Annotated in this window: 26 protein-coding genes; 7 read left to right on the forward strand and 19 right to left on the reverse strand. The window is 56.0% G+C overall.

The window, feature by feature from the left end; genetic code table 11:
- The 3 genes from mltC to mutY all read right to left on the reverse strand — a co-directional run.
- A partial coding sequence (mltC, locus tag NUX24_RS09430; protein ID WP_257831163.1) for a membrane-bound lytic murein transglycosylase MltC occupies positions 1-883 on the reverse strand: 883 nt, incomplete at its 3' end.
- Between the two features lie 56 nt (positions 884-939).
- Positions 940-1,212 carry an oxidative damage protection protein gene (locus tag NUX24_RS09435; protein ID WP_023309138.1) on the reverse strand — a complete coding sequence of 91 codons (273 nt, stop codon included), beginning with the start codon at positions 1,210-1,212 and terminating at the stop codon, positions 940-942.
- A 26-nt stretch (positions 1,213-1,238) separates the two neighbouring features.
- Positions 1,239-2,291 (reverse strand): A/G-specific adenine glycosylase, encoded by a 1,053-nt coding sequence (mutY, locus tag NUX24_RS09440; RefSeq protein WP_257831166.1) that lies wholly within the window; start codon positions 2,289-2,291, stop codon positions 1,239-1,241.
- A gap of 144 nt (positions 2,292-2,435) precedes the next feature.
- Here mutY and trmB point away from each other — a divergent pair, with 144 nt between their 5' ends.
- Genes trmB through NUX24_RS09455 form a run of 3 tightly spaced genes read left to right on the forward strand, consistent with a single transcriptional unit; the run spans position 2,436 to position 4,254 of the window.
- Positions 2,436-3,155: a tRNA (guanosine(46)-N7)-methyltransferase TrmB gene (gene trmB, locus NUX24_RS09445; protein WP_033146613.1), complete on the forward strand. Its 720-nt coding sequence runs from the start codon at positions 2,436-2,438 to the stop codon at positions 3,153-3,155.
- Complete coding sequence (locus NUX24_RS09450; RefSeq protein ID WP_014885198.1) at positions 3,155-3,481, forward strand: YggL family protein; 327 nt, start codon at positions 3,155-3,157, stop codon at positions 3,479-3,481. The genes trmB and NUX24_RS09450 overlap by 1 nt, the downstream gene beginning before the upstream one ends.
- A gap of 56 nt (positions 3,482-3,537) precedes the next feature.
- The gene (locus tag NUX24_RS09455; RefSeq protein ID WP_257831169.1) at positions 3,538-4,254 is read left to right on the forward strand and encodes a DUF2884 domain-containing protein; all 717 of its coding nucleotides are present in this window, start codon (positions 3,538-3,540) and stop codon (positions 4,252-4,254) included.
- A gap of 82 nt (positions 4,255-4,336) precedes the next feature.
- On the opposite strand, the gene NUX24_RS09460 is transcribed toward NUX24_RS09455, so the two are convergent.
- From NUX24_RS09460 to NUX24_RS09485, 6 genes are read right to left on the reverse strand one after another with little or no spacing between them, the layout of a single operon-like run.
- Positions 4,337-4,675, reverse strand: coding sequence for an endonuclease domain-containing protein (locus NUX24_RS09460; RefSeq protein WP_257831171.1), 339 nt, complete (start codon positions 4,673-4,675; stop codon positions 4,337-4,339).
- A gap of 56 nt (positions 4,676-4,731) precedes the next feature.
- Positions 4,732-5,880, reverse strand: a complete 1,149-nt coding sequence (gene hemW, locus NUX24_RS09465; protein WP_126329739.1) for a radical SAM family heme chaperone HemW — start codon at positions 5,878-5,880, stop codon at positions 4,732-4,734.
- Positions 5,873-6,466: an XTP/dITP diphosphatase gene (locus NUX24_RS09470; RefSeq protein ID WP_048979374.1), complete on the reverse strand. Its 594-nt coding sequence runs from the start codon at positions 6,464-6,466 to the stop codon at positions 5,873-5,875. Before NUX24_RS09470 ends, hemW begins: the two co-directional genes overlap by 8 nt.
- 3 nt (positions 6,467-6,469) lie before the next feature.
- Positions 6,470-6,766: a DUF167 family protein YggU gene (yggU, locus tag NUX24_RS09475; protein WP_023333349.1), complete on the reverse strand. Its 297-nt coding sequence runs from the start codon at positions 6,764-6,766 to the stop codon at positions 6,470-6,472.
- Positions 6,763-7,329 (reverse strand): YggT family protein, encoded by a 567-nt coding sequence (locus tag NUX24_RS09480; protein WP_023309130.1) that lies wholly within the window; start codon positions 7,327-7,329, stop codon positions 6,763-6,765. Before NUX24_RS09480 ends, yggU begins: the two co-directional genes overlap by 4 nt.
- Positions 7,330-7,350: 21 nt before the next feature.
- A complete protein-coding gene (locus NUX24_RS09485; RefSeq protein WP_257831178.1) occupies positions 7,351-8,052 on the reverse strand; it encodes a YggS family pyridoxal phosphate-dependent enzyme in 702 nt (233 codons plus the stop codon).
- A gap of 17 nt (positions 8,053-8,069) precedes the next feature.
- Here NUX24_RS09485 and NUX24_RS09490 point away from each other — a divergent pair, with 17 nt between their 5' ends.
- Complete coding sequence (locus tag NUX24_RS09490) at positions 8,070-9,050, forward strand: type IV pilus twitching motility protein PilT (RefSeq protein ID WP_257831180.1); 981 nt, start codon at positions 8,070-8,072, stop codon at positions 9,048-9,050.
- A gap of 10 nt (positions 9,051-9,060) precedes the next feature.
- Here NUX24_RS09490 and ruvX read toward each other — a convergent pair whose 3' ends face one another.
- From ruvX to metK, 8 genes are all read right to left on the reverse strand, one after another.
- Positions 9,061-9,477: a Holliday junction resolvase RuvX gene (gene ruvX / locus NUX24_RS09495; RefSeq protein ID WP_023326041.1), complete on the reverse strand. Its 417-nt coding sequence runs from the start codon at positions 9,475-9,477 to the stop codon at positions 9,061-9,063.
- Positions 9,477-10,037, reverse strand: a complete 561-nt coding sequence (locus tag NUX24_RS09500; RefSeq protein WP_257831183.1) for a YqgE/AlgH family protein — start codon at positions 10,035-10,037, stop codon at positions 9,477-9,479. The genes ruvX and NUX24_RS09500 overlap by 1 nt, the downstream gene beginning before the upstream one ends.
- Before the next feature lie 87 nt (positions 10,038-10,124).
- Positions 10,125-11,072 (reverse strand): glutathione synthase, encoded by a 948-nt coding sequence (gene gshB, locus NUX24_RS09505; RefSeq protein ID WP_045329321.1) that lies wholly within the window; start codon positions 11,070-11,072, stop codon positions 10,125-10,127.
- Positions 11,073-11,091: 19 nt separating this feature from the next.
- On the reverse strand, positions 11,092-11,823 hold the full coding sequence (gene rsmE, locus NUX24_RS09510) for a 16S rRNA (uracil(1498)-N(3))-methyltransferase (protein ID WP_024906558.1): 732 nt from the start codon (positions 11,821-11,823) through the stop codon (positions 11,092-11,094).
- A 51-nt stretch (positions 11,824-11,874) separates the two neighbouring features.
- Positions 11,875-12,582, reverse strand: coding sequence for a deoxyribonuclease I (gene endA / locus NUX24_RS09515; RefSeq protein ID WP_257831189.1), 708 nt, complete (start codon positions 12,580-12,582; stop codon positions 11,875-11,877).
- Between the two features lie 94 nt (positions 12,583-12,676).
- Positions 12,677-13,174, reverse strand: a complete 498-nt coding sequence (locus NUX24_RS09520; protein ID WP_214576990.1) for a SprT family zinc-dependent metalloprotease — start codon at positions 13,172-13,174, stop codon at positions 12,677-12,679.
- Between the two features lie 58 nt (positions 13,175-13,232).
- Positions 13,233-14,630, reverse strand: a complete 1,398-nt coding sequence (gene galP, locus NUX24_RS09525; RefSeq protein ID WP_023309123.1) for a galactose/proton symporter — start codon at positions 14,628-14,630, stop codon at positions 13,233-13,235.
- 359 nt (positions 14,631-14,989) lie between these two features.
- On the reverse strand, positions 14,990-16,144 hold the full coding sequence (gene metK / locus NUX24_RS09530; protein ID WP_010435443.1) for a methionine adenosyltransferase: 1,155 nt from the start codon (positions 16,142-16,144) through the stop codon (positions 14,990-14,992).
- Positions 16,145-16,807: 663 nt separating this feature from the next.
- Here metK and yqgB point away from each other — a divergent pair.
- From yqgB to speB, 3 genes are all read left to right on the forward strand, one after another.
- Entirely contained in the window at positions 16,808-16,939 is a 132-nt protein-coding gene (gene yqgB, locus NUX24_RS09535) for an acid stress response protein YqgB (RefSeq protein ID WP_127341063.1), read from the forward strand.
- Between the two features lie 8 nt (positions 16,940-16,947).
- A complete protein-coding gene (gene speA / locus NUX24_RS09540) occupies positions 16,948-18,924 on the forward strand; it encodes a biosynthetic arginine decarboxylase (RefSeq protein ID WP_047650174.1) in 1,977 nt (658 codons plus the stop codon).
- A gap of 203 nt (positions 18,925-19,127) precedes the next feature.
- A complete protein-coding gene (speB, locus tag NUX24_RS09545) occupies positions 19,128-20,048 on the forward strand; it encodes an agmatinase (RefSeq protein ID WP_014071686.1) in 921 nt (306 codons plus the stop codon).
- A gap of 51 nt (positions 20,049-20,099) precedes the next feature.
- Here the strand turns inward: speB and NUX24_RS09550 are convergent, their stop codons facing one another.
- Entirely contained in the window at positions 20,100-21,368 is a 1,269-nt protein-coding gene (locus tag NUX24_RS09550) for an OprD family porin (RefSeq protein WP_257831197.1), read from the reverse strand.
- 210 nt (positions 21,369-21,578) lie between these two features.
- Complete coding sequence (locus NUX24_RS09555) at positions 21,579-22,337, reverse strand: M48 family metallopeptidase (protein ID WP_257831199.1); 759 nt, start codon at positions 22,335-22,337, stop codon at positions 21,579-21,581.
- Positions 22,338-22,544: the final 207 nt, after the last annotated feature.

Raw genomic sequence — 22,544 nt, forward strand, 5'->3', positions numbered from 1 at the left:
TCACCGCATAGCGGCGCGACGTAGGGTTATCAATTCCGCCCAGGTACACATTGTTTAGCATCGCCAGGTAGGCCGTGCCGGTATCAATGTTGCTCTGCGGATCGAACAGATAGCTGCGGCTCGGCGTGCCGGATTTCCCCTGCGCGCGGAAGACGTCTTTCCCGGCGCTGTGCTGCACAACCTGCATTAGCCCCAGGGCGTCGGAACGGCTTACCGCATACGGGTTAAACGAGGATTCTGTCTGCATAATCGCCAGGATCAGCGACTCATCCACGCCGTATTTGCGTGAGGCCTGATGCACCATCCCAATGTACTTATGCGCACGCTTGTCGAGGTGGTTCGGGACAAGGTTGATGGTGACGCTATAGATAATCTTCAGACCGTTAGAGCGGCTTTTCAGGCGCGTCTGCAGCAGGTAGTCGGCAAATTTCGTGGCGCGACCTTCCCAGCGGATCGGCTGACCGGTCTGATCGACGACCTGGCCGTACAGGAACGGCTCTTTCGAGATAGTGATATCGTCGGCATCGGAGTAGAGATCGATAGATCCCGGATCGTCACCCATCAGCAGGGTTTTGACGATCGCCTGACGCAGTCGCGCCGCAGGGTCGGTGCCTGCGATGGTCTCAATCGTGATCGTCCCCTCATCAAAGTTGATGTGGCTACGGGTCTGATAGGCGTCGGTGTACTTAACGTAGTCCTTTGGTCCGGCAATAAGAACTTCGTTAAATCCCCATATGTTCTCGATGTTGTGGGCAAACTGCCCCATCAAAATGTCAAAACCGTTGGTGTCCTTGATCCAGGCTTCGTTGTAATCTTCGCCTTTTTTTGACGAACACGAGACAAGCAACGGCGCAACAAGGGCTAGCGCTAAAAGTTTTTTCATCATTCCGGGAGTGCGTGTTGTGTTTGCTTTAACGGCGGGGTTTCCCCCGCACGCTGTTATTTTTCCGGTGGCGTATAGCCTTCGATGTGCACGTCTTTACCTTCGAACAGGAAGCTCACCATCTCCTGCTCCAGCAGCTTGCGGTGTTCCGGGTTCATCATGCTGAGTTTTTTCTCGTTGATCAGCATGGTCTGCTTTTTCTGCCACTGTCCCCAGGCTTCTTTGGAGATTTCATTGTAGATGCGTTTACCCAGGTCGCCCGGATAAAGCTGGAAATCCTGGCCTTCAGCGTCACGCTGCAGGAAAGTACAAAAAATCGTTCTGGCCATACTCATTCCTCTTTTTCTTGTCGATGCTAAACCATTGCACCGGCACGTAATTGCTGTAACAGGCGCTCCACGGGAGCCGCCAGTCCGACTGATGGCGGTTGCGCTAAGTTATACCAGAGAGCGGTGCCTTCATCCATGCACGAGGCAAATGACGACACGGGAAGCCACATGGGTACAATATCCAGGTGGAAATGGCTGAACGTATGGCGAAACGCGGTCAGCTGCGTCAGGTTATCGGCAGCAATCCCGCGCTGTTTAAGCCATTCACGCAGCAAATCTTCATCTTCAAACTGTGGGAAGCAGTATAGACCACCCCACAGACCGCTCGGCGGACGCTGGGCGAGGAAGACCTGGTCGCCGTGCTGCATCAGCAGCATATAGCCGGTGCGCTCCGGTAGCGTCTGCTTGGGTTTCTTACCCGGATATTGCGCCCATGAATGGTTGGCATACGCCACGCAGAGATTATTCACCGGGCAGAGTTCGCATTTTGGTTTTGAGCGCGTGCAGACCATCGCGCCGAGATCCATCATCGCCTGGTTGAAACGCTCGACGCCGTTAGCCGGGGTGACCGCTTCACTTATTTCCCAAAGACGTTTTTCAACGTCCTTCTTCCCCGGCCATCCGTCGACGGCGTAGCAGCGTGCCAGCACGCGCTTCACGTTGCCGTCGAGAATCGGGAAATGCTTGCCTAAAGACAGGGAGAGAATGGCGCCTGCGGTTGAACGTCCGACGCCGGGCAAGTCCGCCACCTCGTCGAAGGTTTCCGGGAATTTCCCGTTGTGGCGCGTCGCAACCTGCTGTGCGGCCTTGTGAAGGTTACGCGCCCGGGCGTAATAGCCAAGACCGGTCCACAGGTGCAGGACCTCGTCCAGCGGGGCGTTGGCCAGATCGGTCACCGTCGGGAAGCGCGCCATAAAACGCTCGAAGTAAGGGATCACCGTAGCGACCTGCGTTTGTTGCAACATCACCTCGGAGAGCCATACTTTGTAAGGCGTTTTTTCAATTTGCCAGGGCAGGGTTTTACGCCCGTATTTGTCGTACCAGTCCAGCACCTGGGCTGAAAATTGAGAGGCTTGCATGGTCATCGATTCGCATAATCAGGGACGCAGATTGCAGCACAGCGTCAATCTGCTGTAAACCGGATCTTTCCCATGCTTGCATAGAAGCCTTAACTTTGGATAATGCCCGTTTCCCGAACATTCTCACAAGCAGACAACTCTTTTATGAAAAACGACGTCATTTCACCGGAATTTGATGAAAACGGTCGCCCGCTGCGCCGTATTCGCAGCTTTGTCCGCCGTCAGGGTCGCCTGACAAAAGGGCAGCAACATGCGCTGGACAACTACTGGCCGGTGATGGGCGTTGAGTTCAGCGAGCAGCCTCTGGACTTTACCGAACTGTTCGGCCGCGAAGCACCCGTCACGCTGGAGATCGGGTTTGGTATGGGCACCTCGCTGGTGGCCATGGCGAAAGCGCGACCGGAGCAGAACTTCCTCGGTATCGAAGTCCACTCCCCGGGCGTGGGTGCATGCCTGGCAACGGCTCATGAAGAGGGCGTAGAGAACCTGCGCGTGATGTGTCACGACGCGGTGGAAGTACTGCATAAAATGATTCCTGACAATTCTTTAACCATGGTTCAGCTCTTTTTCCCTGACCCGTGGCACAAAGCACGTCATAATAAACGCCGTATCGTTCAGGCGCCGTTTGCCGAGCTGGTGAAAAGTAAGCTGAAGCTGGGCGGTGTCTTCCATATGGCGACCGACTGGGAACCGTATGCGGAACATATGCTGGAAGTGATGTCGTCGCTGGACGGGTATAAAAACCAGTCTGAGAGCAACGACTATGTACCGCGTCCGGAATCGCGTCCGGTAACGAAATTTGAACAGCGTGGCCATCGTCTTGGTCACGGTGTATGGGACTTAATGTTCGAGAGGGTGAAATAATGGCAAAGAATCGTAGCCGTCGTCTGCGTAAAAAGATGCACATCGAAGAATTCCAGGAAGTGGGCTTCTCCGTTGCGTGGCGTTTCCCGGAAGGCACCAGCGTTGAGCAGATCGATCAGGACGTGGATGCGTTCATCAATGACGTGATTGAGCCAAACAAACTGGCCTTCGACGGTAGCGGCTATCTGGCCTGGGAAGGTCTGATCTGCACCCAGGAAGTGGGTAAATGCACCGAAGAACATCAGGCGCTGGTACGTAAATGGCTTGAAGACCACAAGCTCGAAGATGTCCGCGTCAGCGAACTTTTCGACGTTTGGTGGGACTAATAAAGCAGTAAGGGGCCAGCATTAGCTGGCCCATTTTGTCTGAGGGAGTGTTTAAGATGCGCAAAACGTTGCTGGCTGTTGCTTTGATGGCAACCGGATTCACCGCCCATGCGGATTATCAATGTAGCGTCACCCCGCGTGATGACGTGGTGTTAAGCCCGCAGACCGTGCAGGTCAAAGGCGAGAACGGCAATCTGATGATTACGCCGGATGGTAACGTGACGTTTAACGGCAAGCCGCAAAACCTGACTGCCGCGCAGCGCGAGCAGGCGAAGGATTATCAGGCTGAGCTGCGTACCGCACTGCCGTGGATTAACGACGGCGCGCTGACCCGCGTTGAGAAAAGCCGCGTCGCGCTGGATAAGATCATCACCAAAGAGGTGGGGGAGAGCAGCAATATGCGCACCCGCCTGACGAAGCTCGATAAGCAGCTTAAAGAGCAGATGAACCGCATTATCGAGACGCGCTCCGACGGCCTGACGTTCCACTACAAGGCGATCGATCAGGTCCGCGCTGACGGGCAGCAGCTGGTGAATCAGGCGATGGGCGGCATCCTGCAGGACAGCATCAACGAAATGGGGGCGAAAGCCGTGCTGAAAGGCGGCGGTAACCCGCTGCAGGGCGTGCTGGGCAGCCTGGGCGGCTTGCAGACCTCCATTCAGAACGAGTGGAAGAACCAGGAAGATGATTTCCAGCAGTTCGGCAAAGACGTGTGTAAACGCGTGGTGTCGCTGGAAGATAGCCGGAAGGCGCTGGTGGGGACGCTGAAGTAAGATCTCTGCGCGCTGGGCCCTTCACCCCGGCCCTCTCCCCATGGGAGAGGGTGTAATCGTTCCCTCTCCCTGTGGGAGAGGGTTAGGGTGAGGGCATCAGGCTCTGCAGTCGTTGAAGTATAACCATCATCACTTCATCCTCATTTGCCCTAAATTCATTATTCCAGAACCGCAAAACTTCCCAGCCGTTTGCGTTTAAGAATGCTGTTCTTCGTAAGTCATACGCCTCTTCATTCTGATGTTGTCCCCCGTCCAGCTCAACGATCAGCTTCGCCTTAAAGCAGGCAAAATCGACGATATATGTGCCAATAGGCATCTGCCGACGAAACTTATACCCAAAGAAACGACGACCTCTGAACAAATCCCAGAGGCGTAATTCTTCGGGCGTAATTTGTTTGCGGAGTTGTTTTGATTTTTCCATCCCCACACTCTGCCAGCCTTTCCCTCAGCCAGCAGAACGGGATGCAAAATCCTGAATCAGCCTTCAGAATCGTCGGCGAGGAACAGCTCAAGAAGGGAATTTAAGAACAGCTTGCCGTGCTCGGTGATCTGCCAGTATTCCTCATTCTCGGTGAGATACCCCTGCGCCAGCGCCTCGTCGATCTGCGGGCGAATCACCGACTCCGGCAGCCCGGTGTAACGCGCAAATTCCGCGCGCGGCGCGGCTTCCAGCAGACGGAAGCGGTTCATGAAGAACTCAAACGGTTTATCCTCCGCCTCAACGTCGTGCTGACGCTCCAGGTAGCGGCCTTCCATGTATCCGCGCGGGTGGCGGGTTTTGGCGGTGCGCAGAATGCGCCCGTCCGGGAAGGTCACCTTGCCGTGCGCGCCGCAGCCAATCCCCAGATAGTCACCAAAGCGCCAGTAGTTCAGGTTGTGCTGACACTGGTATCCCGGCTTCGCATACGCGGACGTTTCATACTGCTGATAGCCCGCAGCGGTGAGAAGCCTGTGACCCTGCTCGAAGATATCCCACAGCGCGTCGTCGTCCGGCAGCACCGGCGGGCGGGAACCGAACAGCGTGTTTGGCTCGATGGTGAGCTGATACCACGACAGGTGCGGTGGGTTCAGTTCGATCGCCTGGCGCAGGTCGTCCAGCGCCTCTTCCAGCGACTGATCCGGCAGGCCGTGCATCAGATCGAGGTTAAAGCTGCGCAGGCCCAGACCGGTCGCCAGGTTTGCCGCGCGCTTCGCCTCTTCCGGGCCGTGAATGCGCCCCAGACGTTTCAGCTTCGGTTCGCTAAAGCTCTGCACGCCGATGGAGATGCGGTTCACGCCCGCGCGCTGATAGTCGACAAAACGGTCGGCCTCAACGGTGCCGGGGTTGGCTTCCATCGTAATTTCAGCATCCGCCGCCAGGTTCAGGCGCGAACGCACGCCGTCCAGCAGCGTTTGCATCGCCGGGCCTGACAGCAGGCTCGGCGTACCGCCACCAATGAAAATGGTCTTAACTTCACGTCCCTGTGCGTAAGGTACATCGGCGTCCAGGTCGGCCAGCAGATGCGCAACGTAGTCATCGTGCGGCACTTCGCCCTTCAGCGCGTGCGAGTTGAAATCGCAGTACGGGCATTTCTGCACGCACCACGGGATGTGAATATACAGACTCAAAGGCGGCAAATTAGCCATTACGCAGTGCTTCCAGTAACAGTTTCAGCGCGCGTCCACGGTGGGAAATTGCGCTTTTCTCTTCGCGGGTGAGTTCCGCAGCGGTTTTGCCCTCGGTCGGGACAAAGAAAATAGGGTCGTAGCCAAAGCCGCCGTTGCCAGCCGCTTCACGGGTAATCACGCCCGGCCAGCTGCCGTGGCAGACAATCGGCGTCGGGTCTTCCGCGTGACGCATATAAACCAGAACGCAGTGGAACTGCGCGGTGCGCTGTTCGTCCGGTACGTCTTTCAGGGCGACAAGCAGCTTTTCCAGATTCTGCTGGTCGGTGGCGTCAACGCCGGAATAGCGCGCAGAGTAAATCCCCGGCGCACCGCCGAGAAAATCCACGGCCAGGCCGGAGTCGTCGGCAATCGCAGGCAGGCCGGTAATCTGCGCGGCGTGGCGCGCTTTCAGGATCGCGTTTTCGATAAACGTCAGACCCGTCTCTTCGGCGGACTCCACGCCCAGATCGGTCTGGGCGACCACGTCCAGCCCAAAATCATTTAATAGCGAGGCCAGCTCGCGCACTTTACCGGCGTTGCCGGTCGCGAGAACAACTTTCTGCATGGTTTAGTCCTGTTCTTTCAGAGCCGCGACTTCCGTCGGGATAGATTGCGGATTAAGGATTTTTACCTGTTTATGTCGCCCAAGTTCACCTTTTTCAATGATGACCTGGCTTTTGGCGACGCGAAACTGTTTTGCCAGATATTTGGTCAGATGCGCGTTCGCCTGGCCGTCAACCGGCGGGGCGGTGATGGCGACTTTTAACTCGTCGCCATGCAGCCCGACAATACTGTCACGGCTGGCCTTCGGCTGAATATACAGCCGCAAAACCAGCCCGTCAGCGCAGGTGCTTACGGCACTCATAGCGCCATCCACAGCCCCGGCAGCAGCATATCGCCCGTCGACTGTAACAGCTCAGCGATCCCCATATTAACCACGTACAGCAGCAGAACCAGGATCATCGGCGAGAAATCAATACCGCCCATCGAAGGCAGCAGATTGCGAATCGGGCGCAGCAGCGGTTCGGCCAGTTGGATCAAAGCATACTCCACCGGACTACGCCCCTGGCTTACCCAACTCATGATGGCCATGACCAGCAGCACCCAGAAAATCAGCAGGCCGATGGTTTTGATTAAAATCAGGACCGCAGCAATCCAAATAATCGGCTGGAAGGTGATGACCATAAACAGCACGATCGCTTTGATAACGCTCAGAATAAACGCCACCAGCAGAGACGAACTGTCGATGGGACCCATCGCCGGGATAATGCGGCGCAGCGGTCCGACAACAGGTTGCGTGATTTTCACGACAAACTGCGAGAACGGATTGTAAAAATCACAGCGGGCCCACTGCATCCAGACGCGCAGCAAAAGCGCCATCGTATACAGCTCAAGCACTGTTGAGAGCAGGAAAGTCAACGTCTTCATGGCGTTCCTCAGGTTTCCTTATTATTTTGAGTAGTCGCGCGCACCGAAAATTGCCGTGCCGATGCGCACCATAGTGCTGCCTGCCGCGATGGCGGCTTCCATATCATCCGACATGCCCAGCGAAAGCGTGTCTACCGTGTTATAGCGCGCTTTAAGCGCCTCAAATGCTACAGCCATTTGCTGTGCCACGGCAAACTGCCTTTCATAACTTGACTCAGGCGCAGGAATTGCCATCAGCCCGCGCAGGGTCAAGTGCGGAAGGGCGGCCACGTCTGCGGCCAGCGTATCCAGCTCACTCAGAGCAATGCCGGACTTGCTGTTTTCATCGCTGATGTTGACTTGAATCAGCACGTTGAGTGCCGGCATTTCTGCCGGACGCTGGTCATTCAGGCGGGTAGCAATACGCAGGCGGTCGATGGTGTGGCACCAGTCGAAGTGCTCTGCCACCAGACGGCTTTTGTTCGACTGCAGCGGGCCAATAAAGTGCCACTGCAGATCCGTATTCCCCTGTTCCTGGAAGTAGCGAATTTTATCCACGCCTTCCTGAACGTAGTTTTCACCAAACGCCCGCTGGCCTGCATCAATAGCTTCTGCGATGGCGCTCGCAGGCTTGGTTTTGCTGACTGCAAGCAGCGTAATTTCTTCTGAAGCACGGCCGCAACGCGCTGCGGCGGCTGAGATTTTGTCCCGGACCTGTGCCAGGTTATGCGCAATGTCGTTCATTTTCCGAGGAGTAGTCTATGGATGTGGAAGAAATTGTGGCCCTTAGTGTAAAGCATAACGTCTCCGATCTACACCTGTGCAGTGATTCGCCACCGCGCTGGCGTAGATTAGGCCGGCTTGAGCCTGCGCCCTTTCCGCCTCCCGATGTCGGAGCGTTATTAAAAGCGTGGCTTAACGATGAGCAGCAGGGAACATGGTGGGCAAAGGGACAGGTGGATTTTGCCGCGACGGTGGCGGGAGGCCAGCGCCTGCGCGGGAGTGCCTTTAAGCAGATGCGCGGAGTTTCTTTGACGCTGCGGCTGTTGCCACGGAGCTGCCCACAGCTCTCTTCGCTGGGCGCGCCGCGGGTAATCCCGGAACTGTTGTCAAATGACGCCGGACTGATTCTGGTCACGGGGGCGACCGGCAGCGGGAAGTCCACTACGCTGGCGGCGATGGTCGATTTTCTTAACTACCATGCTGATGGCCATATCCTCACGCTTGAAGATCCGGTGGAGTTTATCTACCAGAGCGAACGTTGCCTGATCCAGCAGCGGGAGATAGGTCAGCACAGCCCGTCATTTGCTGAAGCCCTGCGCAGCGCCTTACGCCAGGATCCGGACGTTATTTTGCTGGGGGAGCTGCGCGACAGCGAAACGATCCGCCTGGCGTTAACGGCGGCGGAAACCGGACATCTGGTGCTGGCGACGCTGCATACGCGCGGGGCATCGCAGGCGATTGAACGGCTGGTCGATACGTTCCCGGCGCAGGAGAAAGATCCGGTGCGTAACCAACTGGCCGGCACCCTGCGGGCGGTGCTGGCGCAGAGGCTGCTTCCCGATCTACAGGGCGGGCGCGTCGCGTTGTATGAACTGTTGGTGAACACAGCGGCGGCGGCGAATCTGATTCGTGAAGGGAAAACGTGGCAACTGCCCGGCATCATTCAAACCGGTCAGCAGGCAGGAATGCAGAACTTTGACCAGAGCCTGGCGGAGAGACGGGCGCAGGGGCGGCTGTAGGCCCCCGTGCTTAAAAGCCCTGCTCGAAATAGCTTTCGAGGATAATCACGGCGGAAGCAGAGTCCACGCTGCCTTTGCTGAGCGCCCGAAAGCCGCCGTGCTCAAACAGACCCGCACGCGCTTCGACGGTGCTCAGACGCTCGTCGTGCAGCTTCACGGAGACGCCAAAGCGGCCATGGATTTTATTGGCGAACTTACGCGCCCGGGCGGTAAGCGGCTGTTCTGTGCCGTCCATGTTCAGCGGGAGCCCAACAATCACGTCATCCGGCTGCCACTCTTTGAGCAGACGCTCGATAAGATTCCAGTCTGGCGTGCCGTCATTGGCCTTCAGTGCCGTAAGCGGACGCGCGGTACCAGTGATGCGCTGACCCACGGCGACGCCAATGCTTTTGGTACCAAAATCGAAGGCCAGAAGCGTTCCGCTCATCAGGCGTGCCCCGCTACGCCAGGCATGGTCAGGATATCAATGCCAATCAGCTTCGCCGCGTCACGCCAGCGATCGGCGATCGGGGTTTTAAACAGGATATTCATGTCCGCAGGCGCGGTAAGCCAGGCGTTATCGAGGATCTCTTGCTCAAGCTGGCCTTTCTCCCAGGACGAATAGCCCAACGTCACCAGCACTTCAGAAGGCTGCTCTGCGGTACCCAGCGTTTCGAGCACATCACGCGAGGTGGTAATGACGGTGTTATCCGAAATTCGAATACTGGAAGAGAATACCGGCGGCGTATGCAGGATAAAACCGCGGTCTTCTGCAAGAGGTCCGCCCAGCATCACAGGTTTATCAAGCCGTATTTCCGGCAGTCGCGCTTCAGCCGAGATTTTCAGCTTGTCCAGAATTCCTTCAACCTGAAGATTTTCCAACGGTTTATTGATGATAATGCCCATCGCGCCGTCTTCATTGTATTCACAAATATAAACCACGGCGCGGCGAAAAATCGGGTCCTGGAGAGCAGGCATGGCAATAAGAAAGTGATGCTGTAAATTCATTGTCAGAGGTACTGTTTCCTGGTTTAAAAAGCGACAGCGCCCAGTATGGGGACAAACACAGGCGCTGTCACTAATAGTATTGTTAGGTTATTTCTGTAAACGTTTTTCGATAGCGTCCATCAGCATTCCGGTGATCGAAATCGGGAATTCCGCTTCAATTTCACGAATGCAGGTCGGGCTGGTGACGTTCACTTCGGTCAGACGATCGCCGATGATATCCAGGCCAACGAAGATCAGGCCTTTGGCTTTCAGCGTCGGGCCAACGCGGCGGGCAATTTCCCAGTCGCTTTCGGTCAGCGGGCGCGGCTCACCGCGACCGCCGGCCGCCAGGTTCCCACGAGTTTCGCCACCCTGCGGGATACGCGCCAGGCAGTAAGGAACCGGTTCGCCATCCACCACCAAAACACGTTTGTCACCGTCTTTGATCGCTGGAATATAGTTCTGCGCCATGCAGTAACGCGTGCCCAGCTCGGTCAGCGTTTCGGCAATCACACCAATATTAGGGTCGCCTTCTTTCACGCGGAAAATCGACGCGCCGCCCATGCCGTCCAGCGGCTTCATGATGATATCGCCGTGCTTCTGCCAGAATTCTTTCAGCTGCGCTTTGCTGCGGGTCACCAGGGTTTCCGGCGTCAGGTCAGAGAACCAGGCGGTGTAGAGCTTCTCGTTGCAGTCGCGCAGGCTCTGCGGCTTGTTGACGATCAGCGTGCCTTTCTCTTCTGCGCGCTCAAGGATATAGGTGCAGTAGATGTATTCGGTGTCGAACGGCGGATCTTTACGCATCAGGATCACGTTGAGATCGGCCAGGGCGATATCCTGCTCGGTGCCGAACTCATACCATTTGTCGTAGTTCTGCTCGACGTTAACGATGCGGGTGCGCGCGCGGGCTTCACCGTTGATCAGGTAAAGATCGTTCATCTCCATATAGTGGAGTTCATAGCCGCGACGCTGCGCTTCCAGCAGCATGGCGAAGCTGGAATCTTTCTTGATGTTAATGTTTGCGATGGGGTCCATCACGATGCCGAGCTTGATCATGTTCTTCTCCGTTAATGCTTCAACCCAGATCGCCAAACCGTACCTGTAGCGCGGTAATGGCCGTGAGTGCCGTTGTCTCAGTGCGCAGAACGCGAGGTCCCAACAGAATATCAGTAAACTGGTAACGTGCCGTCATCGCAATTTCATCCGCCGACAGGCCGCCTTCGGGGCCAATCAGCAGGCGTACGCGCTCAACGGGCAGGGGCAGGGTATTGATGCTGGCGCTGGCGCGCGGATGAAGATTGAGTTTCAGCCCACTGTCTTCTTCTGCACACCACTCCTCCAGATCCATTGCCGGGCGGATCTCCGGAATACGGTTGCGTCCACTCTGTTCGCAAGCCGCAATGGCAATTTTCTGCCACTGCTGGATCTTTTTGTTCAGACGTTCCGCATCCAGTTTAACGCCACAGCGTTCAGAAAAAAGTGGCGTAATGAGGCTTACACCCAGTTCAATGGATTTCTGAATGGTGAACTCCATTTTCTCGCCGCGCGACATCACCTGGCCCAGATGGATGTGCAGCGGTGATTCCCGGTCATCCACTTCGCCACGCAGGACGTTAACGTGTACGCTTTTTTTATCAGACCGCGTGATTTCTGCGTCGAAAACCTGGTTCGAGCCGTCGAACAGCTGTATTGCCTGACCTGCGCCCATGCGCAGCACGCGGCCAACGTGGTTGGCGGCGTCATCAGACAGGGCGATTTCGCGGCCTGCGGTAATCAGTTCAGGATGGTAAATGCGGGGAATGCGCATAGTCAGAAATTCCATGTGTCATGCGATATAAGCGAATTGCCGTAGTGTAGGTTAGCTCTTTTGCGGCTGGCAAGCCCGCTGGACGTAAGGGTTGTGATTCCCCTGGACTCTGGCGATACGTTCGTCGCGCTGGCATTCCCACTCCGTCACCGGGTACTGCTTGTCCCAGGCGTTGAACAGCTGCGTCTGCTGGCGGGAGAGGTTGAGGTCGTAACGGTCGCGCATATAGAAGTAGGTGCGGGCGATGCTGCCGCGCGCACGGGCAGGGGGCTCGGCGACTTTCTCTTTAAAATCAACCTTCATACCGCACTGACCATACTGGCCTTCGCCACCGTTCCACTGGCTGTACATGAAATTACCCCGGTCGCCGTTCACTTCACCTACGGCAGGCTGCAGGTTATGCATATCGCTTTCCATCTGACGATAAACCGGATCTTTGGCGCAGTTTTTACGTCCACCATCCTGCCAGCACTGGCGCTGGTGGCCAAACTGCCAGGCCGGAACGACATGTTCCCATTCAATGCGGCTGGCGCGATTTTCGTTTTTACGCACCTTATATCCGCAGGACTCAAGGTCAACGACCCCTTTTTTACCCTGCCAGTTAATTTTACAGCCGCAGTAGAAATCGCCCGGCACGTCAGCGTTGACCTTTACGCCGGCCGCTTTGGCCTGAGAGAAACTGTTGATACCGTCGGCCAGAGCATGGCCTGAGAGCGCCGTCGTCAGAAAGGCGACCGCGAGAGAAAAATTACGGGACATCTTACACTCCGTGTTAAAACGAGCCCGCAACGTAACGAATGTTGTTCCCGTATGCAATCAGTCAGATCAGGAAAGTTCCTGAAAGTTCAGATGATTATTCCGCAACCAGCGGCTCGCCGCATTTGACGCAGCGGTAGGTCGCCTCGCCGCGCACCACGCGATTATGGCGGCGGACGGTAAGCTGGTGCTGCTGACACTGGCAGCGGTAGGGGAAGGTATTGCGGCGTACCGATTCCAGCTCGAACTGATGGGTGCGGCGTGCCGGAACGTCGAGCACCGCTTCCATCATCCACTTCCACTCTTTTCCATGGGGCGCGACGCGTCCGAAGTGTTTCCACACCAGCAGATGCGCCAGCTCGTGCGGTACCACTTCCTCGATAAACGCCTGCTGGTTTTCCATCATTAGCACCGGGTTAAGGCGGATCTCATAGGGCTCGAGCCAGGCGGTGCCAGCCGCGGTGCCGCGCTGCTGATAAACGATCTTAGGTTCAGGGTAATTGCGGCCGAGCTTCAGGTTCGCCTGGGCGAGTTTTTCCCGCAGGCAGCGCATAACGGCTTGCTGAAGGGCGATGGGGAGACGGGGTGCTTTCATAGGGGCAAAGCATAAAGCGCGAAGCGGGGAGGCGCAAGAGGCGCCTCCCGCATGAGGATCAGTCGTGGGCGCCGATTTCGCGTAGCGGACGACCTTTCATCAGGTTACGTTCAATATGTTCCAGAGAAACGTGTTTGGTTTCTGGAACCAGCCATATAGTCAGCACAATAAAGAAGATGTTCAGACCGGCGTAGACCCAGAAGGTGTTCGCGTTGCCCAAGGTATTGAGCATGGTCAGGAACGTTGCGCCGACGATCATGTTGGCAATCCAGTTGGTTGCGGTAGAGCAGGTGATACCAAAATCACGCCCTTTCAGCGGCTGGATCTCAGAGCACAGCACCCAAATCAGCGGACCGGCGCTCATCGCAAACCCGACGATAAACATCAGCAGCATGCCGACCGCAAAGTACTGGGCGGTTGGTGAGTGAATGCCCACATGCATCATGGTACCGAGGACACCCATACCGGCCGCCATCACCAGGAAGCCCAGCGTCAGGGTTGGCTTACGTCCCCAGCGGTCTACCAGACCGATGGCGATAAAGGTCGCCAGCACGTTGGTCAGACCGACAATGACGGTCCCCCACATTTGTTCGGTGGTGTTGGTATAACCCGCCAGCTCAAAGATTTTTGGCGCGTAATACATGATGACGTTCATCCCGGTGAACTGCTGCATCACCTGCAGCAGCACGCCAAGGAACACCGCGCGGCGGAAGTTGCTGTTCTCTTTAAACAGCGCCCAGCCGGACTGTTTGACCTTCAGGCTTTCGCGGATCTCTTCCAGCTCGTTTTTCGCTTCCGCGCTGGTGTCGCGCAGGCGCATCAGTACGCGTTCGGCATCGTGGAATCGACGTTTGGCGGCGAACCAGCGCGGGCTGTCCGGCAGGAAGAAGACGCCAATCAGCAGCAGAATGGCCGGGATGATGATCACGCCGAGCATCCAGCGCCATGCGCCGCTGTAGCTAAACGCGGTATCGGAAAGGTACGCGCCCAAAATACCGATGGTGATCATGAGCTGGTACATCGAAATCATACTGCCGCGGATTTTCTCCGGCGCGATTTCAGACAGGTAAAGCGGGGCGGTATAGGACGCCACGCCCACGGCCAGACCGAGCAGCACGCGGGAAACCAGCAGAACCTCAACGTTAGGCGCTGCGGCAGAGAAGAGTGAACCGGCAACGAACAGGATCGCGCCGATCATCAGGCTCTTTTTACGCCCGAGCTTGAAGGAGAGCCAGCCGCTGCCGACGGCCCCGACGGCCGCGCCAAACATCATGGAGCTGACCACCCACTCCTGGGTGTGAGCGCTGATCTGGAACTCGTCAGTGATGAAAGGTAATGCACCGGCAATCACGCCGATATCCAGGCCAAAAAGTAATCCTGCCAGGGCGGCGAGGAAACAGACGAAGAATGTCATCGCCTTGTTGGACGTACGCCCCTGTTTTTTATTGTCAGGCATTATGCCCTCCAGTTGGGTTATCAGTTTTATTGATGTAAAGGGTAGGTGAGTGACCCGTAAAAATATGTGAGATTAATCACATAGGTGTAATCGGTTACACTAACGCACAACCGTAAAAATAATTAAAGCTTTGAAAATATAGAGGTAAACGAGGTGACATGCATCGCGAAAGAACACATTTCAGACTTAACTGAAAGGCGATGTAACAGCAGAAGAAAGGCGATCATGCAAAGAGAATATTCTGAAAGCGAGACGCATCCGGTGCGGTGTAATCGGTTCCATATGCGCACCTTTGCGTCGCCATCCGACAAAAAAGGCCAGCCCGAAGGCTGGCCTTTTATCACGCAGATGTCAGTCGATTACTTCAGACCGGCAGCTTCACGCAGCAGGGCGGCTTTGTCGGTTTTTTCCCATGGGAAATGTTCACGACCAAAGTGACCGTATGCCGCGGTTTCTTTGTAGATTGGGTGCAGCAGATCCAGCATCTGAATCAGGCCGTATGGACGCAGGTCGAAGAACTCGCGCACCAGCAGCGTCAGCTGTTCTGAAGGCACTTTCTCAGTTCCGAAGGTTTCAACCATGATGGAGGTTGGCTCAGCTACGCCGATAGCATAGGAAACCTGGATCTCACAGCGGTCAGCCAGGCCGGCAGCAACGATGTTTTTCGCCACATAACGCGCCGCGTACGCCGCAGAACGGTCAACTTTAGACGGATCTTTACCGGAGAACGCACCGCCACCGTGACGCGCCATGCCGCCGTAGGTATCAACGATGATTTTACGACCGGTCAGGCCGCAGTCGCCCATTGGGCCGCCGATAACGAAGCGTCCGGTTGGGTTGATGAAGAATTTGGTCGCAGAGCTCAGCCATTCGGTCGGCAGAACTGGCTTGATGATCTCTTCCATCACTGCTTCCTGCAGGGATTTCTGATCGATATCTTCGGAATGCTGGGTAGAAAGCACTACCGCGTCAATCCCAACGATTTTGCCGTCGTCATACTGGAAGGTGACCTGGCTTTTCGCATCCGGGCGCAGCCACGGCAGGGTGCCGTTTTTACGCACTTCAGCCTGACGCTGCACCAGACGGTGTGCGTAGGTGACCGGTGCTGGCATCAGCACGTCGGTTTCGTTGGTTGCATAGCCAAACATCAGGCCCTGGTCGCCCGCGCCCTGTTCCAGCGGATCGGCACGGTCAACGCCCTGGTTGATGTCTGGAGACTGTTTGCCAATCGCGCTAAGAACCGCGCAGGAGTTGGCATCAAAGCCCATATCAGAATGCACATAGCCGATCTCACGCACCGTGTTACGGGTGATCTCTTCGATATCAACCCATGCGCTGGTGGTGATCTCACCGCCAACCAGAACCATGCCGGTTTTGACATAGGTTTCGCACGCTACGCGCGCTTTAGGATCCTGCGCCAGGATCGCATCCAGCACCGCATCGGAGATTTGGTCAGCAATTTTATCAGGATGTCCTTCTGATACGGACTCGGACGTAAACAGGTGTTTTGCCATGTTTTATTTCACCTAAGAGGAATTTGGTTAGCTCAAGCTGCTGTGCGGAATAGCCAAAGGAGATAATTCTACCAAGGCCTGCAGGTTTTTGACACTGGCAGTATGAGTGTTAATCAGTATAGATGGATTAACATCTGGACGGCTATTTTAGGTCACTTCTTCGCCCGATTTCCAGTTTTTTTTGATTCATCTCTCACGGCGTTGAAATGGCAGCTGGAAATTTTTCCTGACGCTGCTGGCAGCTCGCGCATTTTTGTTTTGCTTTTTAGCCCCCTTCTCGGTATAAAACGCGGCGCGCGGCTCATATAAAATAAGCGCTCGATGAACTCATCGTGTCGCCACTTCCAGCCGGGTTAAGCAGTGAACTATTAGCTTTGGCTTGTGGTCCGTTTCAACAGAGGCGGCCGTGGAGGTGATACGAGATAATGAACCATCGTTTTCCGCACATTCAGCGCAGCCGTTCTGGCGCGTATTTGATTCCCGCAACCCGCATTTCTAGTCTGCAAACCTGCCGATGTTATACCCATCTCGGCGCTTCTCAGGATTCCAGGGCCGGTCACGCTTTGTGAAAACTGAACAAGGGCGCTCTTGTTAATACAAGAGTTTTCTCGTGGTTTCGCCGAACCTTGTCATACAGAGTTCGGATACGTGTTTTACAATGATATGAATAAGAAACCGGTCGCACGGTCTGGTTTTCAGCATACTCTGCTGGGAAACGGAGCCGTTTATGGGTTGTTATCGCCGTATAACGCTGCGATAGTAGTCAACTGTTTTACACTTATTACAAAGAGTTGAGGTTCGCTATGTCTGACGACATGTCTTCTTTTTCGCCTTCGTCAGCGGGCGAACAGGGTGTACTACGTTCTATGCAGGAGGTTGCGATGAGCTCCGAGGAAGCCAGCAAGATGCTGCGCACTTACAATATTGCCTGGTGGGGCAATAACTACTACGACGTTAACGAACTGGGCCACATCAGCGTCTGCCCGGATCCGGACGTCCCTGAAGCGCGCGTGGATCTCGCGAAACTGGTGAAAGCCCGTGAGGCTCAGGGCCAGCGTTTGCCTGCACTGTTCTGCTTCCCGCAGATCCTGCAACATCGCCTGCGTTCTATTAACGCCGCGTTCAAGCGTGCGCGTGAGTCCTACGGCTATAAAGGCGACTATTTCCTGGTTTACCCGATCAAGGTGAACCAGCACCGCCGCGTGATTGAATCCCTGATCCACTCCGGCGAACCGCTGGGTCTGGAAGCAGGCTCCAAAGCGGAGCTGATGGCGGTTCTGGCGCATGCGGGCATGACCCGTTCAGTGATCGTCTGTAACGGCTATAAAGACCGTGAATACATTCGTCTGGCGCTGATTGGCGAAAAGATGGGCCACAAGGTCTATCTTGTTATCGAAAAGATGACCGAAATCGCGATCGTGCTGGAAGAGGCCGAACGTCTGAACGTCATCCCTCGCCTTGGCGTGCGTGCGCGTCTGGCGTCGCAGGGTTCCGGCAAATGGCAGTCCTCCGGCGGCGAAAAATCCAAGTTCGGCCTGGCCGCGAACCAGGTGCTGCAGCTGGTGGAAATCCTGCGCGAGCGCGGTCGTCTGGACAGCATTCAGCTGCTGCACTTCCACCTCGGCTCGCAGATGGCCAATATTCGCGACATCGCCACCGGCGTGCGTGAATCCGCGCGTTTCTACGTTGAGCTGCACAAGCTCGGCGTGAATATTCAGTGCTTCGACGTGGGCGGCGGCCTCGGCGTGGACTACGAAGGGACCCGCTCGCAGTCTGACTGTTCCGTGAACTACGGCCTGAACGAATACGCGAACAACATCATCTGGGCAATCGGCGATGCCTGTGAAGAGAACGGCCTGCCGCATCCGACGGTGATCACCGAATCCGGTCGCGCGGTTACCGCGCACCATACGGTGCTGGTCTCGAACATCATCGGCGTTGAGCGTAGCGAAATCAGCGAAGCGACGCCTCCGGCAGACGATGCCCCGCGTTCCCTGCAAAGCATGTGGGAAACCTGGCAGGAGATGCACGAGCCGGGCACGCGTCGTTCCCTGCGCGAATGGCTGCACGACAGCCAGATGGACCTGCACGACATTCACGTGGGTTATTCTTCAGGCACCTTCAGCCTGCAGGAGCGCGCGTGGGCGGAGCAGCTCTATCTGAACATGTGCCATGAAGTGCAGAAACAGCTCGACCCGAGCAACCGCGCGCACCGTCCGATTATCGACGAGCTGCAGGAGCGTATGGCGGATAAGATTTACGTCAACTTCTCGCTGTTCCAGTCGATGCCGGATGCCTGGGGTATCGACCAGCTGTTCCCGGTTCTGCCGCTGGAAGGGCTGAACCATGCCCCGGAACGCCGTGCAGTGCTGCTGGACATCACCTGTGATTCCGACGGCGCTATCGACCACTACGTTGACGGCGACGGTATCGCAACGACGATGCCAATGCCTGAGTACGACCCGGAGAACCCGCCGATGCTGGGCTTCTTTATGGTCGGCGCGTATCAGGAGATCCTCGGCAACATGCATAACCTGTTCGGTGATACCGAAGCGGTGGACGTGTTCGTGTTCCCTGACGGCAACGTGGAAATCGAGCTGTCCGATGAAGGGGACACCGTGGCGGACATGCTGGAATACGTTCAGCTGGATCCGAAAAAACTGCTCACTCAGTTCCGCGACCAGGTGAAAAACACCGGGCTGGACGATGCGCTCCAGCAGCAGTTCCTGGAAGAGTTTGAAGCGGGTCTGTACGGGTACACCTACCTGGAAGACGAGTAGGCTTTTTATTCCCTCTCTCCTTTTGGGGAGAGGGGTAAAGGCCGCACAATGCCCTATACTCACTTGAACCCGTATGCATTACCGGCGATAATTCGTCCCAATAAGCGATTTACGAATCAATCCCTTCCTCGTCGGGTTTAACGACGCGGAGGGGATTTTTTTTCATCTGTTTTTAATGTATCGACTTTAAAAGAGGTCAGGACATGAGCACTTTAGGTCATCAGTACGATAACTCTCTGGTATCTAACGCGTTTGGTTTTTTACGCCTTCCGATGAACTTCCAGCCGTACGACAGCGACGCTGACTGGGTGATCACCGGCGTGCCTTTCGATATGGCAACATCTGGCCGCGCGGGGGGACGTCACGGCCCGGCAGCGATCCGTCAGGTTTCCACTAACCTGGCCTGGGAGCATAACCGCTTCCCGTGGAACTTCGACATGCGCGAGCGCCTGAACGTGGTGGACTGCGGTGACCTGGTGTACGCCTTCGGCGACGCGCGTGAGATGAGCGAGAAGCTGCAGGCGCACGCCGAGAAGCTGCTGGCTGCCGGTAAGCGCATGCTCTCCTTCGGCGGCGACCACTTCGTGACCCTGCCGCTGCTGCGCGCCCATGCGAAGCACTTCGGTAAAATGGCGCTGGTGCACTTCGATGCACATACCGACACCTACGCGAACGGCTGCGAGTTTGACCACGGCACCATGTTCTTCACCGCGCCGAACGAAGGTCTGATCGACCCGAACCACTCCGTGCAGATCGGTATTCGCACCGAGTTCGACAAAGACAACGGTTTCACCGTGCTGGATGCGGGCCAGGTTAACGATCGCGGCGTCGACGACATCATCGCTCAGGTGAAGCAGATCGTGGGTGATATGCCCGTGTATCTGACCTTCGACATCGACTGCCTGGATCCGGCATTTGCACCGGGCACAGGTACGCCGGTCATCGGCGGCTTGACCTCAGATCGTGCCATCAAGCTGGTGCGCGGCCTGAAGGATCTGAACATTGTCGGAATGGACGTGGTGGAAGTGGCGCCTGCGTACGACCAGTCCGAGATCACCGCGCTGGCAGCGGCGACTCTGGCGCTGGAAATGCTCTACATTCAGGCTGCTAAAAAAGGCGAGTAAGCCTCGCCTGGCGTGAAAAAAACCTCTCGATTGAGAGGTTTTTTATTGCCTTTAGAACACGTTAAACGGGTATTCCACGTAAGCGCGGATCTCGTCCCCGCCCACGTTGTACTCGCTGGCGTTGCTGGAGACGCGCAGTACAGAGTAGCGCAGGCGCAGCGTCAGGTCTTTCGCCGGGCCGTCCTGCACCTGGTACTGGATCTGGTTAAACCACTCGTGCTCTTTGCCGTTGCTGGTTTCAGAGGTTTTGATGTTATCGCCGCGCACGTAGGCGGTGGTCCAGCTCAGGCCCGGTAAGCCAAGGCCGCCAAAGTCCAGACCGTAGGATGCCTGCCAGGAACGCTCATCTTCGCCGTTAAAATCAGACCAGTAGGAGTTCGCCAGCCAGATGGTGTTTCCGCCGTCACCCACGCCGCCCTTGTCGCGATAGCCGCCGTAGTTGTAGCCGGTGCTGCCGCTGCTCTGCTGGTATGCCACTTTAAACGTGTGAATGTCCCAGATGTAGCTCGCCGCCAGGCTCCAGATGGTGTTGCTGCGGCCCGTGTCGAGGCTGTCCGCGTAACCCTGGTCCAGTCGGGAGTTATAGCCGTTGAAGTCGAGTACCAGCTGCTGCCCGGTGCTGAAAGGCTGTTTGAAGTTCATGCCCAGGTACTGCTTGTTCATCACCTCTTCATTATGAGAGGCGTACAGCGCGCCGCTGAACTGGTCGTTAAACTGATAGCTCGCACCGCCGAAGGAGAGGCTCTTCAGCCCGCTGTCGTGGCGGTCATCGCTTTTACGCTGTTCGTCAGTGAAGTAACCAGCGTTGACTTCCAGACCGTCGATCTCTTTCGAGGTCAGCATGGTGCCGGTGTAGCTTTCAAACAGCAGGCGAGAGTTGTCGGCATTGATGATAGGCAGCTCAGGACGCTGATTTCCGTAGCTCAGTACGGTATTCGAGATACGCATTTTGGCGGTGGCGCCAAACTTTGCCAGATCGGATTTTGCCCGGCCATCGTCTTCCTGTTTAAAGAAGTCGATGCCGCCTGCGCCGCTTTTGCCACGTCCGCCGTCCAGGCGCACGCCGTATTGAGCAATACCGTCCACGCCAAAGCCTACCAGCCCTTCGGTATAGCCGGATGCAAACGTGGCAATGATCCCCTGACCCCATTCGGCTTTGTCCTGCTGGCCCTGATGGTAATCGCGGCTGATATACGCATTGCGTAAAAACAGGTCCAGATGGCTGTCGTCAATAAAACCCTGGCTGTCGGATTGCTGGCTTGCAGCGGCAGGTAATGCGGCAAATAAGCTTAAAGCAATTAATGATAATTCTTTTTTCACGGAGGGAACGTCTCTGTCTGGATATAGTAATTTGAATAACTGCGGGGGTGATAATTACCGGAAAAAGAGACCTTTGCAATAATTATGTGACCAGACATTTCAAGGAGATAAGGCAGATTTGGCGGGGCTTTCAGGGGTGTTATCGATACGTGCTGTTAAGTTAACAATTCATGCGAAATAAAAAGGAGGCAAAATTGCCTCCTTCTGAAATTATTTAATTCCATCTGCGGCCATACGGTCGCGAATATGCTGTGCGCGCTCTTCTGAGGCAGGGTGATCGTCAAACATGGAGCTTTGGCGTCCGGCTTCCAGCTTGGCCAGCTTTTCGAAGCTGGTGGCTAAACCTGATGGATTAATGCCGCGTTTGCGCAACAGATCGTAGGAGTAGTCATCCGCCTCGGACTCCTGACGCTGTGAGAACTGAGAGTTAACCAGCTTTTCTCCCACGTCGCCAAGCTGTGACTGCGACAGGCTGCCAACGATACCGCCAGCAGAAGCCGCCGCTGCGCGGATGGCGTTGGTGCCCAAGGCAACCTGCATCCCTTTCTTCACGTGGCCCAGGGCAACGTGGCCCATTTCGTGGCCGATGACCGCTTCCACTTCGTTGTCGGTCATCATGTCCATCAGCCCGCTATAGACGCGGATACAGCCGTTCGCCATCGCGAAGGCGTTGACGTCTTTCGCCATGTACACCTTGTAGTTCACCGGCTGGCCGTTAATGTTGTCGCCCAGCGCGGAAGCAATCTTATTCAGACGCTGCGTGTAGGTACTGTTAGCCGGCGCAAGCGTGGCTTTTCCGTCCATATCTTTACAGGCCTGGTCGCTCAGCGCTATCACCTGCGCATCGCTCAGGGAATAGGCCTGAAAGGCCTCTGCGCCTGACGTCATCAGACCGTTAGAATCCATATTCTGACAGCCGCTCAGCAGGAGCGTTGTACCCAGGGCCAGCACTATTGCACGCATTTTCATGAGGTTGCTTCCGTACTCGTTAAACTGAATAAAATCCGAAAAGGGCACCGTCAGCGAAGCCGGTGTCGGGCTAAGTATAAGGAATATCTGCAGGGCCGGGCGAGCAGATTGCGCAACATGCGAGCATGATCCAGAGATTTCTTAACAAGCAAAAGAATGCTCCATGTACATGACTTGCGGCTTGGGTTACATTGTTGGCACTTTTTT

It is taken from the genome of Enterobacter sp. HG048 (assembly GCF_024702055.1).
GTDB lineage: Bacteria > Pseudomonadota > Gammaproteobacteria > Enterobacterales > Enterobacteriaceae > Enterobacter > Enterobacter dykesii.

Excerpts from the sequence above, each read along its gene's own strand:
- metK (WP_010435443.1), bottom strand. The coding sequence starts at position 16,144 with ATGGCAAAACACCTGTTTACGTCCGAGTCCGTATCAGAAGGACATCCT.
- NUX24_RS09455 (WP_257831169.1), top strand. The coding sequence starts at position 3,538 with ATGCGCAAAACGTTGCTGGCTGTTGCTTTGATGGCAACCGGATTCACC.
- yggU (WP_023333349.1), bottom strand. The coding sequence starts at position 6,766 with ATGAGTGCCGTAAGCACCTGCGCTGACGGGCTGGTTTTGCGGCTGTAT.
- trmB (WP_033146613.1), top strand. The coding sequence starts at position 2,436 with ATGAAAAACGACGTCATTTCACCGGAATTTGATGAAAACGGTCGCCCG.
- mutY (WP_257831166.1), bottom strand. The coding sequence starts at position 2,291 with ATGCAAGCCTCTCAATTTTCAGCCCAGGTGCTGGACTGGTACGACAAA.
- endA (WP_257831189.1), bottom strand. The coding sequence starts at position 12,582 with ATGTCCCGTAATTTTTCTCTCGCGGTCGCCTTTCTGACGACGGCGCTC.
- NUX24_RS09485 (WP_257831178.1), bottom strand. The coding sequence starts at position 8,052 with ATGAACGACATTGCGCATAACCTGGCACAGGTCCGGGACAAAATCTCA.
- rsmE (WP_024906558.1), bottom strand. The coding sequence starts at position 11,823 with ATGCGCATTCCCCGCATTTACCATCCTGAACTGATTACCGCAGGCCGC.
- NUX24_RS09470 (WP_048979374.1), bottom strand. The coding sequence starts at position 6,466 with ATGCAGAAAGTTGTTCTCGCGACCGGCAACGCCGGTAAAGTGCGCGAG.
- NUX24_RS09555 (WP_257831199.1), bottom strand. The coding sequence starts at position 22,337 with ATGAAAATGCGTGCAATAGTGCTGGCCCTGGGTACAACGCTCCTGCTG.
- hemW (WP_126329739.1), bottom strand. The coding sequence starts at position 5,880 with ATGGCTAATTTGCCGCCTTTGAGTCTGTATATTCACATCCCGTGGTGC.
- speB (WP_014071686.1), top strand. The coding sequence starts at position 19,128 with ATGAGCACTTTAGGTCATCAGTACGATAACTCTCTGGTATCTAACGCG.
- NUX24_RS09460 (WP_257831171.1), bottom strand. The coding sequence starts at position 4,675 with ATGGAAAAATCAAAACAACTCCGCAAACAAATTACGCCCGAAGAATTA.
- speA (WP_047650174.1), top strand. The coding sequence starts at position 16,948 with ATGTCTGACGACATGTCTTCTTTTTCGCCTTCGTCAGCGGGCGAACAG.
- gshB (WP_045329321.1), bottom strand. The coding sequence starts at position 11,072 with ATGATCAAGCTCGGCATCGTGATGGACCCCATCGCAAACATTAACATC.
- NUX24_RS09435 (WP_023309138.1), bottom strand. The coding sequence starts at position 1,212 with ATGGCCAGAACGATTTTTTGTACTTTCCTGCAGCGTGACGCTGAAGGC.
- NUX24_RS09480 (WP_023309130.1), bottom strand. The coding sequence starts at position 7,329 with ATGAAGACGTTGACTTTCCTGCTCTCAACAGTGCTTGAGCTGTATACG.
- ruvX (WP_023326041.1), bottom strand. The coding sequence starts at position 9,477 with ATGAGCGGAACGCTTCTGGCCTTCGATTTTGGTACCAAAAGCATTGGC.
- NUX24_RS09500 (WP_257831183.1), bottom strand. The coding sequence starts at position 10,037 with ATGAATTTACAGCATCACTTTCTTATTGCCATGCCTGCTCTCCAGGAC.
- NUX24_RS09520 (WP_214576990.1), bottom strand. The coding sequence starts at position 13,174 with ATGAAAGCACCCCGTCTCCCCATCGCCCTTCAGCAAGCCGTTATGCGC.
- yqgB (WP_127341063.1), top strand. The coding sequence starts at position 16,808 with ATGAATAAGAAACCGGTCGCACGGTCTGGTTTTCAGCATACTCTGCTG.
- NUX24_RS09450 (WP_014885198.1), top strand. The coding sequence starts at position 3,155 with ATGGCAAAGAATCGTAGCCGTCGTCTGCGTAAAAAGATGCACATCGAA.
- galP (WP_023309123.1), bottom strand. The coding sequence starts at position 14,630 with ATGCCTGACAATAAAAAACAGGGGCGTACGTCCAACAAGGCGATGACA.
- NUX24_RS09490 (WP_257831180.1), top strand. The coding sequence starts at position 8,070 with ATGGATGTGGAAGAAATTGTGGCCCTTAGTGTAAAGCATAACGTCTCC.